17 protein-coding genes are annotated in these 15,511 nt (G+C 66.0%); 5 read left to right on the forward strand and 12 right to left on the reverse strand.

The features are described from left to right. Positions 1 to 29: 29 nt before the first annotated feature. Together ACN9MV_RS13740 and ACN9MV_RS13745 are read right to left on the reverse strand one after the other, a co-directional pair. The gene (locus tag ACN9MV_RS13740) at positions 30 to 830 is read right to left on the reverse strand and encodes an SDR family NAD(P)-dependent oxidoreductase (protein ID WP_093176734.1); all 801 of its coding nucleotides are present in this window, start codon (positions 828 to 830) and stop codon (positions 30 to 32) included. Then, positions 827 to 1,666 (reverse strand): amidohydrolase family protein, encoded by an 840-nt coding sequence (locus tag ACN9MV_RS13745; protein WP_426392710.1) that lies wholly within the window; start codon positions 1,664 to 1,666, stop codon positions 827 to 829. Before ACN9MV_RS13745 ends, ACN9MV_RS13740 begins: the two co-directional genes overlap by 4 nt. Before the next feature lie 70 nt (positions 1,667 to 1,736). Here ACN9MV_RS13745 and ACN9MV_RS13750 point away from each other — a divergent pair, with 70 nt between their 5' ends. Continuing rightward, positions 1,737 to 2,657 carry a LysR substrate-binding domain-containing protein gene (locus ACN9MV_RS13750; RefSeq protein ID WP_093078181.1) on the forward strand — a complete coding sequence of 307 codons (921 nt, stop codon included), beginning with the start codon at positions 1,737 to 1,739 and terminating at the stop codon, positions 2,655 to 2,657. On the opposite strand, the gene ACN9MV_RS13755 is transcribed toward ACN9MV_RS13750, so the two are convergent. Genes ACN9MV_RS13755 through ACN9MV_RS13785 form a run of 7 tightly spaced genes read right to left on the reverse strand, consistent with a single transcriptional unit; the run spans position 2,639 to position 9,095 of the window. Continuing rightward, a complete protein-coding gene (locus tag ACN9MV_RS13755) occupies positions 2,639 to 3,625 on the reverse strand; it encodes a TRAP transporter substrate-binding protein (RefSeq protein WP_093176737.1) in 987 nt (328 codons plus the stop codon). The two genes, ACN9MV_RS13750 and ACN9MV_RS13755, sit on opposite strands and share 19 nt — an antisense overlap. A gap of 31 nt (positions 3,626 to 3,656) precedes the next feature. Next, on the reverse strand, positions 3,657 to 4,364 hold the full coding sequence (locus ACN9MV_RS13760) for an ABC transporter ATP-binding protein (RefSeq protein WP_093051974.1): 708 nt from the start codon (positions 4,362 to 4,364) through the stop codon (positions 3,657 to 3,659). After that, positions 4,354 to 5,085 (reverse strand): ABC transporter ATP-binding protein, encoded by a 732-nt coding sequence (locus tag ACN9MV_RS13765; protein ID WP_093078184.1) that lies wholly within the window; start codon positions 5,083 to 5,085, stop codon positions 4,354 to 4,356. Before ACN9MV_RS13765 ends, ACN9MV_RS13760 begins: the two co-directional genes overlap by 11 nt. Beyond that, positions 5,082 to 6,125, reverse strand: coding sequence for a branched-chain amino acid ABC transporter permease (locus tag ACN9MV_RS13770; RefSeq protein WP_426392712.1), 1,044 nt, complete (start codon positions 6,123 to 6,125; stop codon positions 5,082 to 5,084). Before ACN9MV_RS13770 ends, ACN9MV_RS13765 begins: the two co-directional genes overlap by 4 nt. Continuing rightward, on the reverse strand, positions 6,125 to 7,003 hold the full coding sequence (locus tag ACN9MV_RS13775; protein WP_426392713.1) for a branched-chain amino acid ABC transporter permease: 879 nt from the start codon (positions 7,001 to 7,003) through the stop codon (positions 6,125 to 6,127). Before ACN9MV_RS13775 ends, ACN9MV_RS13770 begins: the two co-directional genes overlap by 1 nt. After that, positions 7,000 to 8,247 (reverse strand): ABC transporter substrate-binding protein, encoded by a 1,248-nt coding sequence (locus tag ACN9MV_RS13780; RefSeq protein WP_093051963.1) that lies wholly within the window; start codon positions 8,245 to 8,247, stop codon positions 7,000 to 7,002. The genes ACN9MV_RS13775 and ACN9MV_RS13780 overlap by 4 nt, the downstream gene beginning before the upstream one ends. A 59-nt stretch (positions 8,248 to 8,306) precedes the next feature. Next, positions 8,307 to 9,095 carry a putative hydro-lyase gene (locus ACN9MV_RS13785; protein ID WP_093176740.1) on the reverse strand — a complete coding sequence of 263 codons (789 nt, stop codon included), beginning with the start codon at positions 9,093 to 9,095 and terminating at the stop codon, positions 8,307 to 8,309. A gap of 169 nt (positions 9,096 to 9,264) precedes the next feature. Here ACN9MV_RS13785 and ACN9MV_RS13790 point away from each other — a divergent pair, with 169 nt between their 5' ends. The 4 genes from ACN9MV_RS13790 to ACN9MV_RS13805 are packed head-to-tail and all read left to right on the forward strand — an operon-like array spanning position 9,265 to position 12,808. Then, a complete protein-coding gene (locus tag ACN9MV_RS13790) occupies positions 9,265 to 10,194 on the forward strand; it encodes a LysR family transcriptional regulator (protein ID WP_093051958.1) in 930 nt (309 codons plus the stop codon). 47 nt (positions 10,195 to 10,241) lie between these two features. Next, positions 10,242 to 10,994, forward strand: a complete 753-nt coding sequence (gene pxpB / locus ACN9MV_RS13795; protein ID WP_426392716.1) for a 5-oxoprolinase subunit PxpB — start codon at positions 10,242 to 10,244, stop codon at positions 10,992 to 10,994. Beyond that, the gene (locus tag ACN9MV_RS13800; protein ID WP_426392718.1) at positions 10,991 to 12,004 is read left to right on the forward strand and encodes a biotin-dependent carboxyltransferase family protein; all 1,014 of its coding nucleotides are present in this window, start codon (positions 10,991 to 10,993) and stop codon (positions 12,002 to 12,004) included. The genes pxpB and ACN9MV_RS13800 overlap by 4 nt, the downstream gene beginning before the upstream one ends. A 51-nt stretch (positions 12,005 to 12,055) precedes the next feature. After that, positions 12,056 to 12,808 (forward strand): LamB/YcsF family protein, encoded by a 753-nt coding sequence (locus ACN9MV_RS13805; RefSeq protein WP_426392720.1) that lies wholly within the window; start codon positions 12,056 to 12,058, stop codon positions 12,806 to 12,808. A 61-nt stretch (positions 12,809 to 12,869) separates the two neighbouring features. Here ACN9MV_RS13805 and ACN9MV_RS13810 read toward each other — a convergent pair whose 3' ends face one another. From ACN9MV_RS13810 to ACN9MV_RS13820, 3 genes are read right to left on the reverse strand one after another with little or no spacing between them, the layout of a single operon-like run. Beyond that, positions 12,870 to 13,160 carry an FmdB family zinc ribbon protein gene (locus tag ACN9MV_RS13810; protein WP_426392721.1) on the reverse strand — a complete coding sequence of 97 codons (291 nt, stop codon included), beginning with the start codon at positions 13,158 to 13,160 and terminating at the stop codon, positions 12,870 to 12,872. Further along, positions 13,129 to 14,541 (reverse strand): dihydropyrimidinase, encoded by a 1,413-nt coding sequence (gene hydA / locus ACN9MV_RS13815; RefSeq protein ID WP_093051948.1) that lies wholly within the window; start codon positions 14,539 to 14,541, stop codon positions 13,129 to 13,131. The genes ACN9MV_RS13810 and hydA overlap by 32 nt, the downstream gene beginning before the upstream one ends. Positions 14,542 to 14,569: 28 nt before the next feature. Beyond that, entirely contained in the window at positions 14,570 to 15,505 is a 936-nt protein-coding gene (locus ACN9MV_RS13820) for a dihydrodipicolinate synthase family protein (protein ID WP_426392723.1), read from the reverse strand. Positions 15,506 to 15,511: the final 6 nt, after the last annotated feature.

Here is a 15,511-nt window from a genome sequence, read left to right on the forward strand (position 1 = left end):
TCTCCGTCTTTTTTGGGGTAACTCGAATCTCAGTCGCAGCGCGCGGTCATGCCACCGTCGACGATCAGTTCGGTGCCGGTGATGAATCGTGCCTCGTCGCTGGCCAGGAACAGTACCGCGCTCGCGGTGTCCCGGCCGTCGCCCATGAAGCCGAGTGGAATGCGTTTCTGGCGCTGGGCCAGCAGTGCGTCGACGTCGCCGCCTGCGCGCTGCTTCGCCAGGCGTGTTTCGACCATTGGCGTGTGCAGCTGTCCCGGCACGACGCTGTTGACCCGGACACCCTTGGCCGCGTGCTGGACTGCGATCACGCGCGACATCTGGATGACGCCGGCTTTGGTCGCGGCGTACGCCACCTGTGCACTGCCGGTCCAGCGCAGGCCGGAAGTCGAAGAGATGTTGACGATCGAACCTGCGCCCTTCGCCAGCATCGTGGGAAGCACATGCTTGCACGTCAGGAACACGCTCTTGAGGTTGGTGTCGACCTGCAGATCCCATGTCTCTTCGGGCAACTCCACCGGCCCGCCCGCTGCGGACCCTCCCACGTTGTTGACGAGGACGTCGATGGTCCCGTATGCGTCCAGACACGCGGCCGCCATGGCCGCCACGCTCTCGCTGTTCGTGACGTCGCAGACCCATGGCGTGATCGACGCGCGGACGTCACCGGCCAGCTCGAGCGTCTCGTCGAGCCGGGCGCGATCGCGATCGACTGCCAGTACCCGGGCGCCCTCCTGGGCGAGGCGCACGGCGATGGCGCGGCCATTGCCCCAGCCGGCGCCGACGCAACCGGCGCCGGTCACGATGGCGACCTTGTTCTCGAATCGGAGGCTCATGGCCTGTCTCCAAACTGATAAAGGCGTTCCGGATTGCCGACCAGCAGCGCATGGCGCGCAGATTCCGTGGGGGCAATCTCGGCAATGAGGTCGACAAGTTGCTGCTCGTCGGGAATGGGGCCGGCGTGGTTCGGGTGCGGCCAATCGTTGCCCCATACGACCCGGTCGCCGAACTCGGCGACCAGCGTTCGGGCAAAGGGCTGGGCGTCGGCGTAGGGTGGGCCCAGCCGCGTGATGCGGTCCATGCCGCTCACCTTGACCCAGAAGCGCTCGTCCGCCATCAGCCGCAGCAGCGCCTGGAAGTCCGGCTGGTCAAGACCCAGCGCCGCATCGATGCGCCCGATGTGGTCGATCACCACCGGCGTGGGCGAGCGACGCAGTGCGGGCGCCAGGTCCGTGAGCAGCGCGGGATCGCCGTGAATCTGCAGATGCCAGCCAAGCGGCGCGAAGCGGCCGGCCAACGACAGGATCCCCTCCATGTCCGCGTGCCGGCCGAGGTGGCCCATGAAGTTGAAGCGGACGCCACGAAAGCCCGCGGCGTGGAGTCGCTCGAGTTCTGCGTCGTCGACGTCGGTCGGCAGCAGGGCGATCGCCCGGTAGCTCGAGGGCCGCGACGCAACGGCGTCCTCGGCGGCGCGGTTGTCGAAGCCGTGGCAGGTCGACTGCACGACCACGCAGCGGTGCAGGCCGAGGCGGTCGTTCAGCGCATACAGGGCTTCCTTGGGCGCATCTGTTTCGGGAATGAAGGCGGCGTCCGGGGCGTAAGGAAAGCGCGCGCCGGGCCCGAACACATGACAGTGGGCGTTGCAGGCGCCTGGGGGAAGGGGGGAGGTCATGCAGGCAGTTTCCCCACCGATAGCCACCGGCGTAAGGACAACATGCCTATATCAGCTATGCTGAATTCCTATGGAGTTGCGCCAGCTTCTGTATTTCGTCACCGTGGTCGATGCCGGGAGCTTCAGCCGCGGCGCGGTGGCGCTCAACCTGGCGCAGCCCAGCTTGAGCAGGCAGATCGCCTTGCTGGAGGCAGATCTCGGGCAACGCTTGCTGGTGAGAACCGGACGCGGCGTGACCACGACGGATGCAGGCGCTGCGCTGCTCGTTCACGCACGCGCGATGCTGGACATCTCCCGTCGCGCCCGCGACGAATTGCAGGAACTGGATGAGAGTCCCGGCGGCCGTATCGTGGTCGGCATGCCGCCGCGGGTGGCCCTGGGCTTGAGCACGCCCCTGATCCAGCAGTTCCGGGAGAGGTTTCCGCGCGCAGTCATCACCATCCTCGAAGGCCTGAGCGTCTCACTGCGCGAATCCCTGATCGCGGGGCGGCTGGATCTGGCGCTGCTGTTCGATCCCGCCGCTTCGCCCCAGCTGAGCTTTCAGCCCTTGATGCGCGAAAAACTATTGCTGGTCGCGCCGCCCAAGAGCAAGCTGCCAGCACGTGTCGGACTGGCGGCGCTTGCGAACTACCCGATGGTGTTGCCCAGCGCGCCAAACGCAATCCGGCACCTGCTCGACTCCGTCCTTGGCCCGCGTCGCATCGAGCTCCAGGTGCTCGCGGAGGTGGGAGCTGTCCACACCGTGCTTGCGCTCGTTGCAACCGGGGTCGGGTGCACGATTCTTCCGGAGAGCGCCCTCGGCGCACCCGGCGGCGAGGCATTGCCGCGGGCGCCGATCGGGCCGCCCAGCATCTGGAATGCATTGGTGCTTGCGACACCGACCGCGCGTCCGGCCACCCGTCTTGTCCGCGGCACGGCAGAAGTTCTTCAGGAGCTGGATTTCCGGCGTCGCGAGACGGATCCGGGAGATATCTATCGCTTGTCGAAATAGGGAATGAAGACATCGTTGGCGGATACGCCTACTTGCTTCACCCAATCCAGCGAAAAACGTTCCCCGAGACGCTTGACGTCTCGACCGAACAAATAGGAAGGTGATTCGATCTTCATGCCGCTTCGCTTCAACTCTTCCAGGGACTGAGCGGCAACCGATGCGCTGTTGGACCATCCGCGAAGTTCTGCCGCTGCGCTCGCGTTCTTCAATGCCTCGCGCAATGGGGCGCCAATGGCGTCCCATGCCTTCTTGTTGGCAAACACAATGTTCTTGGGAAAGAACGCATTGATTTCGTAGAAGTAGTGCATGGACTGCCATGCACGGCTTTCCACTCCAGTCACGGCGGACGTCATCATGCAGTCGATGCGTCCATCAGCGAGTGCCTTGTTGAGTTCGGTAGCTGGAACATCGACGGCTTCGGTGCCCATGAGCGTTGCGATCTTTGCGGTGTTTGCGTTGAACGTGCGCATTCGCATGCCACGCATGTCTCCCAATCCGCCAAGCGGTCGGGTCGAGTACAAGCCTTGCGGTGGCCACGGCACGGCATAAAGAACTTCCAATCCCCGGCTTGCGAAGGCTTTCTCGATCAGGGGACGTTGAATTCGCCAGAGCCGAAGTGCATCGGCATAGCTGTCGGTGATGAATGGAACCGAATCTGCGCCCGCGATCGGAAGGTCGGCGACAAGACTGCTCATGATGACTTCGCCAGCTTCGACTTTTCCGTCCTGCACGGCGGACTGGATGGCGTTCAGCGCATACAGGGAGTTCTTGGGATAGACGTCGATATGAAGCTGCCCCTGCGTCGCGAGCTCAACATCCTTGGCCATCGCAATGAGATTGGCCGTGTGAAAGTTCTCCAGCGGGTATCCAGTTGCGATCCGCCAAACGGTTGCACCGCGTGCAGTGGAAAGAGCCCCCGCGCCGCACGCCAGCAGGGTAAAGGTACGACGAGTGACTCGATGGTTCATGAATGGCCTCAGTTGATGCTGCGAAGGAGGGTCACATGCCCAGATACACGCGACGTACTTCGGGGTTGTCGCGCACCTCGGCTGCCTTGCCTGACAGCATCAGTCGGCCTGTCTGCAGCACGTAGGCACGCTCCGCGATCTCCAGGCTTTCAGCCAGGCGCTGCTCGACCAGAAGCACAGTCACGCCAGCCTTGCGAATCGTCAGGACCGCCTCGAAGATTTCGTCGACCAGCTTGGGCATGATTCCTTGCGAGGGTTCATCAAGCATCAGAAGACGCGGCCGCGTCATCAAGGCGCGGCCGATGGCCAGCATCTGCTGCTCGCCACCCGACAGCGTCTCCGCCCGTTGCTTCAGGCGCTCCTTCAAGCGCGGAAACAGCGTGAACACCTGGGCCAGCGGTGCGTCGCGGTCTGCCTTCTTGCGATGCAGGTAGCTGCCCAGGCGCAGGTTGTCTTCCACCGACAGGCGCGGAAACAGCCGCCGGCTTTCGGGAACGAACGCCAGCCCGCGTGCGGCGATCTGGTGGCCGGGCAGGGCATCGATGGCCTCGCCGGCGAAGCGGACCTGGCCCGACTGCGTCTTGACCAGCCCGGCAATCGACTGGAGCAGGGTCGACTTGCCGGCACCGTTGGCACCGGCGACGACGACGATCTCGCCCTCGTTCACGGACACCGAAATATCGGCGATGGCGACCATGCCGGCATAAGCCGTGGTCAGGCCATTGACTTCAAGCAGCATGGCGTGTTCCAAGGTAGGCGGAGATCACCGCCGGGTCGCGCACCACGTCGGCGGGGCTGCCGCTGGCAAGGACGGTGCCGAGGTTGAGGACGATGGCGCGGTCGACCAGCGGCATCACGATCTGCATCACGTGCTCGACCATGACCACGGTGATGCCCGCGTCGCGCACGCGCCGGATCAGCTCGACGCCCATTTGCGCCTCGCTCGGCGTGAGGCCCGTGAGCACTTCGTCGAGCAACAGCAGCTTGGGTTCGGTGGCCAGCGCCCGTGCAACCTCCAGGCGGCGCTTCTCGGGTGGCGTGAGTTCGCCGGTGAGGGTGCCGGCCGTGCGCGAGAGGCCGGTGAAGTCGAGCACCTGCAGTGCGGCCAGGCGAGCCGCCTTCGACGAGGCGTGGCGCACGAAGCCGCCGACCATCACGTTCTCCAGCACCGTCATGGAATCGAAGGAGCGCGGGACCTGGTAGGTGCGCGCAATGCCGAGCGCGCAGCGGCGCGTGGCCGGCAGTTCGGTGATGTCGCGGCCGTCGAAGCGGATGCTGCCCGAGGTCGGCAGATAGGCGCCGGCGATCAGGTTGAACAGGGTCGACTTGCCCGCGCCGTTGGGCCCGATCAGCCCGAGGATCTCGCCCCGGTGCACGCGGATGCTTACGTCACGGTTCGCGACGAGGCCGCCGAAGCGGCGCGTGACGTCGATCGTCTCCAGAAGAATGTCGATGCTCATCGTGCAGCCTCCCGGATCCGGGTCTTCTTTGCGAACAGCTTGATCAGCCCTTCGGGCTTGAGCAGCGCCACAGCCATGACGAGGCCGCCGTACAGCATCAGGTCGAGGCCGCCACCGGAGCCGCCGACGTAGCTGCGCGTGAACTCCGACAGCGGCACGAGGATCGCAGCGCCGAGGATCGGCCCCCACAGCGTGCCGATGCCGCCGAGCACCACGGGCAGCACCATCAGCAGCGAGAACCGGAAGTGCATCACGCTGTCGGGATCGACATAGGACACGAAGGCCGCATAGAAACCGCCGCCGATCGCGGTGAAGAAGGCCGACAGCGCGGCGGCCGCCATCTTGGACCGGAACACGGTCACGCCGAGGCTTTCGGCAGCTTCGGGGTGGTCCTTCACGGCGCGCCACCAGTAGCCCCATTTCGAGCCTTCGATGAAGAAGGTCAGCAGCCAGGTCACGACGAGCAGCCCGAGCGCGAAGAAGATGTAGGGCGTCTTGTCGCGCGCAAACTGCAGCGTGGCCCAACTGTCAGGGCCGAAGGGCCACTGGATGCCCGTGGCGCCGCCGAGCCAGTCCCAGTTGTGGACGATCAGCAGGCCCATCTCGGCGATCACCAGGGTCGCGATCGAGAAGTAGTGCCCCTTCAGCCGGAAGGTGCCGTAGCCGAGCGCCAAGGCCAGCAACACCGCCAGTCCGCCACCGGCGAGCATGCCGAACCAGGGCAGCACGCCGTAGCTCACATAGAGCTTGCTGACCGCATACGCACCAACGCCGAAGTACAGCGCGTGGCCGAGCGAGATCTGGCCGCAGTAGCCGCCGAGGATGTTCCAGCTCTGGGCGAGGGCGGCGTACATCAGCGTCAGCACGATCACGTTGCGCAGGTAGGCGTTCTTCACCAGCAGGGGCAGCAGGGCGATGAGTGCGAACACCACCGCCGCCTCGATGAGCTGGCGGCGCCGATGCCGGGTGACGCCGGCCAGCAAAGAAGACGAAGAAGACGAAGAAGACGGCACGGCCGCAGGGGAAGATGGGATGGACATCAAAGCTTCCCGAACAGCCCCTGCGGGCGAAGAAAGATGACGATCAGATAGAGCGCGTAGATGCCCATCGATTTCATGGCCGGCGGCAGGATGTTGGCAGTGAGGGCTTCGACCAGCCCGACGACGATGCCCGCGACGAGCGCGCCGAACACGCTGCCGAAGCCGCCAAGCGCGACTGTGATGTAGGCGATGGTCGCAAAGCCTGCGCCCACCTGGGGATGAATGGCGTACGAGGTCGCGAGCACCGCGCCTGCCACGCCGACCAGCGCCGCACCCAGGCCCCAGCCGAGCGCGAACACGCGGTTGCTGTCGATGCCGACCAGCGCGACCGCGCCCTTGTCCTCGCGCGTGGCCTCCAGCGCCCGGCCGAAGTCGGTGCGCGTCATCATCAGGTACAGGCCGCCGAAGGCGACCAGCGAGATGAGGCCACCGAAGATCTGCGACCAGGGCAGGAAGATGCCGCCGAGGTCGAGCGTCTTCGCGCTGAGCCAGGTGTGGTCGACATTGCGGAAGTCCGGCGTGAAGAAGAACTGCGCACCGCCCTGGATCAGCGTCGCCAGGCCGAAGGTGGAGAAGATCTGGACCATGCCCGTGTTGACCTTGGAGCGCATTGCATGCCGCACCACGCCCGCATAGACGCTCGCGCCGACGATGAACATGACGGCCGCCACCAGCGGCAGCGAAAGCACCGGATCGAGATGCGCGAACACCGCGAAGCCGAAGGTTGCGTACATGGCGAGCATGAGGAACTCGCCGTGGGCGAAGTTCACCACGTCCATCAGCCCGAAGATGAGCGAGAGGCCGGCGGCGATGAGGGCATAGATCAGCCCCATCAGCAAGCCGGTGGCCAGGATCTGCGGCAGGGCGGAGGCGGTCATGGGTTCATCGGCCAGACCGGCGTCGCGGTTGCGACTTCGAACGGAAACACCGTCGAGAACTTGCCTGCCTTGAACTGGATCAGCACGGGGCTGGCAAATGTGTTCTGGCCCGTGGCGTCGAACTTCACGCGCTTCCACGGCATGATGGTTTTCTCGCCGGGAATGTCGGTGGCAACCAGCGCTTCGCGGATCTTCTTCGGCTCGACCGATCTGGCGCGGTCTATGGCCTCCGCCAGCACCATCATCGCGGTGAACACCCGCGAGGTCTGGTCGTTGAGGTCGCGTCCGGCGCGCGCCTTGAACATGTCGTTCACGGCCTTGGCCGACGGCCGCTTGTCGCCCATGTCGGCGGAGAAGCTGGCGCGCGAGATCATGCCCTGGAGCTTGTCGCCCACCGATTCGAGCGTGGGCTTCTCGATATAGCCGGCCGCTTGCGTCACGAGGTTCTTCGGCTTGTAGCCGATCGACGCCATCGCATTGGTCAGCAGGATCGCGTCGCTGGTGTAGCTGGAGGGCAGCAGGACGTCGGGGTTGGCCGTCTTGATCTGCTGTGCCTCGGCGCTCAGCGAGGGCGAGTTGGCGCGGTACTTGATGTCGCAGGCGATCTTGTAGCCCCGCTCGTTGGCCAGCTTGCGCTGCACGGCGGACGAGTCCGTGCCGAAGATGGTGTCTTCGTAGAAGATGCCGACGCTGCCGATCGGCTTGCCCTTGCCCTTCATCGCATCCATGAAGTCGAACATGGCCTCGCTGAACATCTCGTCATGCGCGGAGGTGCGAAAGAAGTACTTCAGGCCGCGCCGGCTCAGGCTCGGGGAAGACGAGTCGGCGCAGAGATAGGGCACCTCGTAGCGCTCGCAAGTGGCGCTCACCGTGGCGGAGACGGCCGAGTGGAATGCACCCACGATGGTGCAGACATTTTCCTGCGTGATCAGGCGTTCAGCCTCGGAGCGGCCCTTTTGCGGGTCGCCCTGGTGGTCGGCGTAGACCACCCGCACCTTTGCGTTCCCCAGGCCTGCAAGGCCGGCATTCCGGGCACCCGGCAGGTCGAGCGTGCTGGCGGTGTTGATGATTTCAAGTGCGGTGTCGATCGCGTGCTTGCTGTCCACGCCGACCTGCGCGCTGGACCCCGTCAACGGGTAGATCACACCGATGACGACCTCGCCTTTCTGGGCCAGGGCCTGGGTGAAGGCGCCGTTCAATGCCACGGTGCCGGCAATGCCAATGAGGGCTTGTCTGCGTTTCATGAATGAATCTCCGGTACTGCAGGGGTGAATCGGGGAGGAAGCGTGAAGGCGATGAAAAGTCAGAACACCGCGAGGTGGCTGTTGCGGACGTCCGAGACCAGCATCTGCCCAGGCTTGTGGGTGATTGCAAGTTTCGGGCGCGCTGTGCGAATTGCGCGTTGCGGTGTCACGCCGCAGGCCCAGAACACCGGCACTTCGCCGGGCCGGATCTCGGAGCGCTCGCCGTAGTCGGGCTGCTCGATGTCCCGGATGCCGATGGCCGCCGGGTCGCCGAAATGCACCGGCGCGCCGTGCACGCCAGGAAAGCGCGATGTGATCTGGATTGCCCGGATGGCCTGCTGCGGCGTCATCGGCCGCATGCTCACGACCATCGTGCCGCCGAAGCGGCCGCTCGGGACGTTGGCGATGCTGGTGTCGTACATCGGCACCGTGGTGGCCTGCTCGATGTGGCGTATCGGCAGTCCGGCCTCCAGCAAGGCTTCTTCGAAGGACATCGAGCATCCGATGACGAAGCCGACCATGTCGTCGGTCCACAGTTCGCGCAGGTCGAGCACTTCGCCGGCCGGCTCGCCGTCGCGGAACACGCAGTAGGCCGGTGCATCGGTGCGCAGGTCTACCTCGCCGAGTTCGGGCACGCGCCAGTCGCCGGGCTCGCTGACGCCGATCACCGGGCAGGCCTTCGGATTAAGGCGGCAAAAGCGCAGGAACTCCTCGGAGAATTCGCGCGGCAGGATCGCCAGGTTGCCCTGTGTATAGCCGGGGCTGTGGCCTGCGGTCGGGCCCCTGAAGCGGCCTTCCCGAATCTCGCGGCGCAGATCGTCAGGATTCATCCAGATCGTGGAGTTCATCGGGTTCTCGAGGGAAGTGAGCAAGGAATTTGCTTACTGTAGAAATCGCAGTGCACCGCGTCCATCGAGGAATTTGCGCGGGCACTGTTCAGAGAAATTGAACAGCGCACGCCCCACACCGGGGAATGAGGCTGCAACGTAGTGCGCTCGCGCACTGGATCAGGAGCAAGTGAACACCAAATTCATCGAGACCTTCGTGATGCTGGCCCGCATCTGCAGCGTGCGCCGCGTGGCGGAGCACCTCAATGCCACGCCCGGGACCATCTCGATGCGTGTGCGCAGTCTCGAGGAGGAACTGGGCGTCACGCTGTTCGACTACGACCACAAGACCATGCGCATCACGCCGGATGGCGCGCGCCTGCTGCGCCATGCCGAAGGTGTGCTGGAGGCAACGCGCGCCATCCAGGCTGCTGCGGCAAGCGGCAGCGCAATCGGCGGCCGCATCCGCGTCGGCGTGCTCGAGACGGCCGTGCACACATGGTTGCCCGACTTCATGAAAGCGATGCGGACCCAACTGCCGCAGGTCGAAGTCGATCTCACGGTCGACCTCACCGTGGATCTGGCCGACCAGTTGATGCGGGGCACCCTGGACTTCATCCTGCGGGTGAGCAACGAGGTCGGCAGCAGTTATTCGGTCATGGAAGACCTGATGTCGTTGCCGATCCACTGGGTCGCCAGGCGCGGGCTCATCCCCAAGCGCGACGCACTGCGCAAGACACTCTCGCACCAGTTGCTGACGCAGGTGCGCGGTACGACACCGCACATCGCCGCGGTCAATCTCGCGCAGCAGCTCGCGGCGCGCCAGGGCATGGCGCAGGGCGATCTGCGCATCTCCGGTTCACCGTCGCTGGCGGCATTGGTGTCGCTGGTGCGGGAAGGCGTCGGTGTCGGCATCATCCCCGGCTTGCTGGTCAGGGAACACATCGAACGCGGCGAGCTCGTGGTGCTGCCGTTGCCCGCGCCACCCTCGCTCGGCGTGGCGCTCTCGCACCAGTCCAATGCGACGCCCATCGTGCTGCGCACCGCCGACATCGCGCGACAGGCGTGCAAGGCGTATTGCAGGCGTTGCGGCACCCAGTGGGTGCAGCACCTCGGCTGACTGGCATACCAAACTTGAAAATACCTTCAACCAACATGCAAGATGCGATGCCGACGATTCCTCCCGGTCGGGCCAGCGGCTTTGCGCACCGTCTCACGGGCTGGCAAATCGAACCGGTGGGCGATCGATGCCTCCTGGTGCGCCTGGGCGATCAGGTCGGTGCAGAGACCAGTCGCACCGTGCAGAACGTCGCTGCGTACCTGTCATCGGCAAACCTGCCTGGCGTGTTCGATGTGGTGCCTGCATTCACGACCGTGGCCTTGCACTATCAGCCGCTCGCATTCGCGCGACGCCAGGGGGCGGCGTCCCTGCAGCTGGCACGGCGCATCGAGCGGCTGCTGGGCCGTGACATTCCCACGCTGCCAGTGAACGACCAGGTGATCGACATCCCCGCCTGCTATGGCGGCGAATACGGTCCCGACCTGGAGGATGTGGCCCGGCGCTGCGGCCTGACTGCCGACGAAGTCGTCAGTCTGCATTCCGCGGCGCCGATGTCGCTCTACGTCTATTTCTTCTCTCCGGGCAACCCGTTCTTCGGTCCGGTCGATCCCCGGCTGAAGGTTCCGCGCCGCGCGACGCCGCGCCTGCTGGTGGAGGCAGGGTCGGTCGCCATCGCCAACGGCATCACGTCCATCTACCAGACGGCGTTGCCCGGCGGCTGGAACGTGATCGCCCGTACCCCGTGGAGCATGTTCGATGTGACGAAGACCCCGCCAACGCGGATGCAGCCCGGCGCCCGGGTGCGCTTCCATCCGATCTCGCCTTCGCAATTCGCGCAGATGCAGGAGCCCAGGTCATGACCCGGGGCCTGTTCGCGCACATGCAGGTTCTGCAGCCGGGCATGTTCTCGGTGGTGCAGGACCTGGGGCGCCTGGGCCATCAGCACCATGGCGTTCCGGTGACCGGTGCCATGGACGAGTGGTCGCACCGGGCTGCCAACATGCTGGTCGGCAACGCCGACGATGCGGCCGTGCTCGAATGCACGCTGACCGGCCCCGCCGTTCAATTCACCCGGGACACGCTGCTGGCCGTCTGCGGTGCGCAGGTCCGCATCACCGCAGGGGACCGGCCCGTTCCCATGGGTTGTGCCGTGCTGTTGCGCCGCGGCGTGACGCTGGCTTTCGGCGAGCGCAGCAGCGGCGCCCGGATGTACCTGGCGGTGCGCGGCGGCTTCGCGACGACGCCCGTGCTCGGCAGTCGCAGCACGTATCTGCCCGGAAACTTCGGTGGTCACGAGGGGCGGGCGCTACGCAAGAACGACCGAGTGCCGCTCGCTGCGTCGGACCCGGATGCGCCCACGCTGGCGCTCGAGCGCATCCTGGTGCAGAGCGGCCTGCCGTTCGTGGCGGCAGCGCGCATCGACACCGAACTGCCGGGCGGATCGCCCGAAGGCGTTCGCTTCATACCGGGGCCGCAGTGGAACGCCTTCTCTGCCGAGGCGAGAGAGCGTTTTGTCAGCCAGCCCTTCGCGATCTCGTCGCGCTCCAACCGCATGGGCTACCGGCTCGAAGGCCCCGGCCTGCAGCTCACGCAGCCGCTGGAGATGATTTCGGAGGCCACGAGTTTCGGCACGGTGCAAGTGCCACCCGACGGCCAGCCGATCGTGCTGATGGCCGACCGCCAAAGCGCGGGCGGCTATCCCAAGATCGCCTATGTCGCGAGCGCCGACCTCCCGCGCCTGGCCCAGGCGCTTCCGGGCGCGTCCATCCGCTTCACTCCGGTGGCCCAGCAGGCGGCCGAGCAGGCATGGCTCGATCTCGAAGACCGGCTGGCGCTGGTGCGGGAGATGGCCGCGCACGCGCTCGCCTGAGCCCGCATCGAGCCGCACGCGCCCACTCACAAGGAACAAGGAAACACAGCCATGCCATCGATCGACATCAACTGCGACATGGGCGAGAGCTTCGGCCCCTGGGTCATGGGGCAAGACCTCGAGATCCTCCCGCACGTGACCTCCGCGAACATCGCCTGCGGCTTTCATGCGAGCGACCCCGACACCATGATGAAGACCGTGCGTGCGGCCATTGCCGGCGGCGTGGCGCTGGGCGCCCATCCCGGCCTGCCGGACCGCCAGGGCTTCGGACGACGCGCGATGGACATGTCGCCGGCCGAGGTCTATGCGCTGGTGATCTACCAGGTCGGCGCGCTGCAGGGCTTTGCGCGGTCCCAGGGCGCATCGCTGCACCACGTGAAGACCCATGGCGCTCTCTACAACATGACCGTGCGGCAGCCGGCGCTCGCCGAAGCGGTGGCGCAGGCGGTATTCGATTTCGATCCGACGCTGCAGCTCTTCGTGGCGAACAGGAATATGGCCCAGGCCGCGCGCGACAAGGGCCTGGCGGTGTGCTCCGAGGTCTTCGCAGACCGCAGCTACCAGGACGACGGCACGTTGACGCCGCGCTCGCAGCCGGGCGCCATGATCGAAGACGTCGAGCAGGCCATCGCACAGGTGCGGCGCATGGTGCTCGAGGGTGTCGTTCGCTCCGTGAACGGCGTGGACGTGCCGGTGACCGCCGACACCCTTTGCCTTCACGGCGACCAGCCCGGTGCCGTCGTGTTTGCCCGGCGAATCCGCGAGGCGTTGCTGGCCGACGGCATTGCCATCGCGCGGACCTGAGCGTTTTCCACTGCACGCCCTTGCTGCGGTCGGCGCGGCCTGCCTGGTCCCGCCTGGAGGTTCAGGCACCGGCTCGCGGACAGCAGGCGCAAACGCCTCTCTGCCGGAGTCGCCGATAGCTCGAACCGTCGCTCTGCGCCGCAGCATGCCGCAACTTTTCGCCGCTTCGCTGCCCACCCAGTGAAGCCGGCACGCTCAGCACGCGGCCGGACTCCGACCCGCATGCAGGGCAGGGCGCTGGCCGATCGAACAGGGCCATCGGCCGCCGTTCGACGAATGGTCCGCAGCGCGGGCAGGCGTAGTCGTAGGTGGGCATGGAGCTACCAGCCGCCCGATTCACCACGCGCCACATAGCGGCCGCTGCCGGTCTTGCCGAGCCATCGGTCGCCGTCGACGATGAGTTCGCCGCGCAACAGCACCTTCTTCACCTGCCCCGTCACGCCCCGGCCTTCGAACAGCGTGAAATCGCAGTTGCCGTGCTGCGTCTTCGCCGAGATGACGTGCGGCGCATCGGGGTCGAAGATCACCAGGTCGGCATCGCTGCCGACGGCGATCGTGCCCTTTTGCGGAAACAGTCCGAACAGCTTCGAGGGCGCCGTGGACACCAGCTCGACGAAGCGGTTGAGCGAGATGCGGCCGGCGCGCACGCCGCCGTCGTAGAGCGTCGCCATGCGTGTTTCCACGCCGGGTACGCCGTTGGGGATCTTCGAGAAATCATTGCGGCCGTACGGCTTCTGGTTCACGCGCCCCAGGTGCCCTTCCTTCATGCAGAAGGGGCAATGGTCGGTCGAAACCAGTTGCAGGTCGTCGGTGCGCAGTGCGGTCCACAAGGCCTGCTGCGACTCCTTGGAGCGAAGCGGCGGACTCATCACGTAGCGCGCCAGGTCGAAGTCTTCGCTGTCGTAGGCGCTGTCGTCGAAGAACAGGTAGTGCGGACAGGTTTCGGCAAACACCGGCACCCCCATGTCCCGGGCCTCGACCACATGCTTGAGCGCCTCCCTGGCCGAGAGATGGACGAAGTACACGGGTGCGTCGGCGAGCTCGGCGAGCTTGATGCCGCGGTGCGTGGCTTCGCCCTCCATGATCGCCGGCCGTGTGAGCGCGTGGTACTTGGGTGCGGTGTGCCCCTGCGCGAGCGCCTCCTTGATGAGGAGTTCGATGATGGTCCCGTTCTCGGCGTGCAGGGCGATCATGCCGCCATGCTGCCCGACCATGCGCATGGCCTGGAAGATGGCCGCGTCGTCGACCATCACCGAACCCGGGTAGGCCATGAACATCTTGAAGCTCGAAACCCCCTCATGCCGGATCGCGTGCTGCATGTCGGCCAGCACCTGGTCGTCCACGCCGGTCACGATGACATGGAAGCCGTAGTCGATGCAGGCCCCGTCGGCGCCCTTCGCGCGGGCCCGCTCGATGGCCTCGAGCACGCTCACGCCCTTGCGCTGGAAGGCGAAGTCCACGATCGTCGTGGTGCCCCCGAAAGCGGCCGAACGCGTGCCCGACTCGAAGCTGTCGCAGGTGGTCGAGTCGCCGAAGGTGTTGTCCATGTGGGTGTGGCAATCCACCCCGCCGGGCAGCACCAGCATGCCGGCGGCGTCGATGACCTCGACGTCGGCTCCGACATCGAGTGCGCGGCCAATGGCGACGATGCAGCCATCGTCGATCAGCAGGTCGGCGGTGTAGTCGTCCACGGCCGTGACGATGCGGCCGTTGCGGATGATCTTGCGGGTCATGGGCGGGGCTCTCCTTGGTCGGCTCGGTTCAGGCGTGCACGCCGGCCTCGGCCAGCGCACGTTCCAGTGCCGCGACTTCATCGCGCGGCAGCGGTCCTATCGGGGGGCGCATGGCGTCGCTCGGAAAGCGGCCCAGCAGCTTGAGGCAGGTCTTCAGGCGCGCCGTGGCATATCCGCCGGGCGCGGTGCCGTAGATCGCCTTGGCGAGCGGGTAGATGCGGTCGTTGAGGTTGCGGGCCTGCGCGAGGTCGCCACGCTTGATCGCAAGGTCGAGGTCGATCACCAGTTCGGGAACGACCGCGGCCAGGCTCACCAGGCTGCCTTCGCTGCCGATCGCGAAACAGGTCAGCAGATGCTCGTCGCCCGAGGCCATCATTGCGACGTGCGGCGCCACCCGCTTCACCAGGCGGCGGTTGGCCTCGTAGGCCGCCGCCTCCCAGCTTCCTTCCTTGATGCCGACCACATGCGGCATCTGGGCGAGCTCTGCCAGCACCTCGGGACGATAGGCGAGGGTGCCTGCATTGACGCCGGCCTGGTAGAGCATCAGGGGCATCTGCGCGTTGGCATTGGCGATCCGGTGGTGCGTCACCGCCATGCGCGAGTCCTGCGAGAGCGCCCACGAGAACGGCGGGAAGACCAGCGCGGCATCGGCCCGGGCCGCCTTGGCGTCGTCGACATGGCGCTGGGCCTCGAAGCTGTCTTCGGCATTGATGCCGCACACCAGCAGCGATCGTTCGCCGCAAACCTCGAATGCGATCTCGGTCACCCGGCGCTTTTCCTCGCGCGAGAGCGAGAAGTTCTCGCCGGCATGGCCGTTGATCAGCAGGCCCTTCATGCCCGGCACAAAGGCGTTGGCCTCGAGATGACGTGCCAGCGTCGCTTCGTCGATGCGGCCGTCGTCGAGCAGCGGGCACAGGGTGGCGGCATAGATGCCGTGGAAAGCGTCGGATTGTTGGGGAATCATGGAGCG

This window comes from Variovorax sp. R-27 (genome assembly GCF_049913215.1).
GTDB lineage: Bacteria > Pseudomonadota > Gammaproteobacteria > Burkholderiales > Burkholderiaceae_C > Variovorax.

Coding starts and splice junctions, on each gene's coding strand:
- ACN9MV_RS13740 (WP_093176734.1), bottom strand. CDS start 830: ATGAGCCTCCGATTCGAGAACAAGGTCGCCATCGTGACCGGCGCCGGT.
- ACN9MV_RS13745 (WP_426392710.1), bottom strand. CDS start 1,666: ATGACCTCCCCCCTTCCCCCAGGCGCCTGCAACGCCCACTGTCATGTG.
- ACN9MV_RS13750 (WP_093078181.1), top strand. CDS start 1,737: ATGGAGTTGCGCCAGCTTCTGTATTTCGTCACCGTGGTCGATGCCGGG.
- ACN9MV_RS13755 (WP_093176737.1), bottom strand. CDS start 3,625: ATGAACCATCGAGTCACTCGTCGTACCTTTACCCTGCTGGCGTGCGGC.
- ACN9MV_RS13760 (WP_093051974.1), bottom strand. CDS start 4,364: ATGCTGCTTGAAGTCAATGGCCTGACCACGGCTTATGCCGGCATGGTC.
- ACN9MV_RS13765 (WP_093078184.1), bottom strand. CDS start 5,085: ATGAGCATCGACATTCTTCTGGAGACGATCGACGTCACGCGCCGCTTC.
- ACN9MV_RS13770 (WP_426392712.1), bottom strand. CDS start 6,125: ATGTCCATCCCATCTTCCCCTGCGGCCGTGCCGTCTTCTTCGTCTTCT.
- ACN9MV_RS13775 (WP_426392713.1), bottom strand. CDS start 7,003: ATGACCGCCTCCGCCCTGCCGCAGATCCTGGCCACCGGCTTGCTGATG.
- ACN9MV_RS13780 (WP_093051963.1), bottom strand. CDS start 8,247: ATGAAACGCAGACAAGCCCTCATTGGCATTGCCGGCACCGTGGCATTG.
- ACN9MV_RS13785 (WP_093176740.1), bottom strand. CDS start 9,095: ATGAACTCCACGATCTGGATGAATCCTGACGATCTGCGCCGCGAGATT.
- pxpB (WP_426392716.1), top strand. CDS start 10,242: ATGCCGACGATTCCTCCCGGTCGGGCCAGCGGCTTTGCGCACCGTCTC.
- ACN9MV_RS13800 (WP_426392718.1), top strand. CDS start 10,991: ATGACCCGGGGCCTGTTCGCGCACATGCAGGTTCTGCAGCCGGGCATG.
- ACN9MV_RS13805 (WP_426392720.1), top strand. CDS start 12,056: ATGCCATCGATCGACATCAACTGCGACATGGGCGAGAGCTTCGGCCCC.
- ACN9MV_RS13810 (WP_426392721.1), bottom strand. CDS start 13,160: ATGTGGCGCGTGGTGAATCGGGCGGCTGGTAGCTCCATGCCCACCTAC.
- hydA (WP_093051948.1), bottom strand. CDS start 14,541: ATGACCCGCAAGATCATCCGCAACGGCCGCATCGTCACGGCCGTGGAC.
- ACN9MV_RS13820 (WP_426392723.1), bottom strand. CDS start 15,505: ATGATTCCCCAACAATCCGACGCTTTCCACGGCATCTATGCCGCCACC.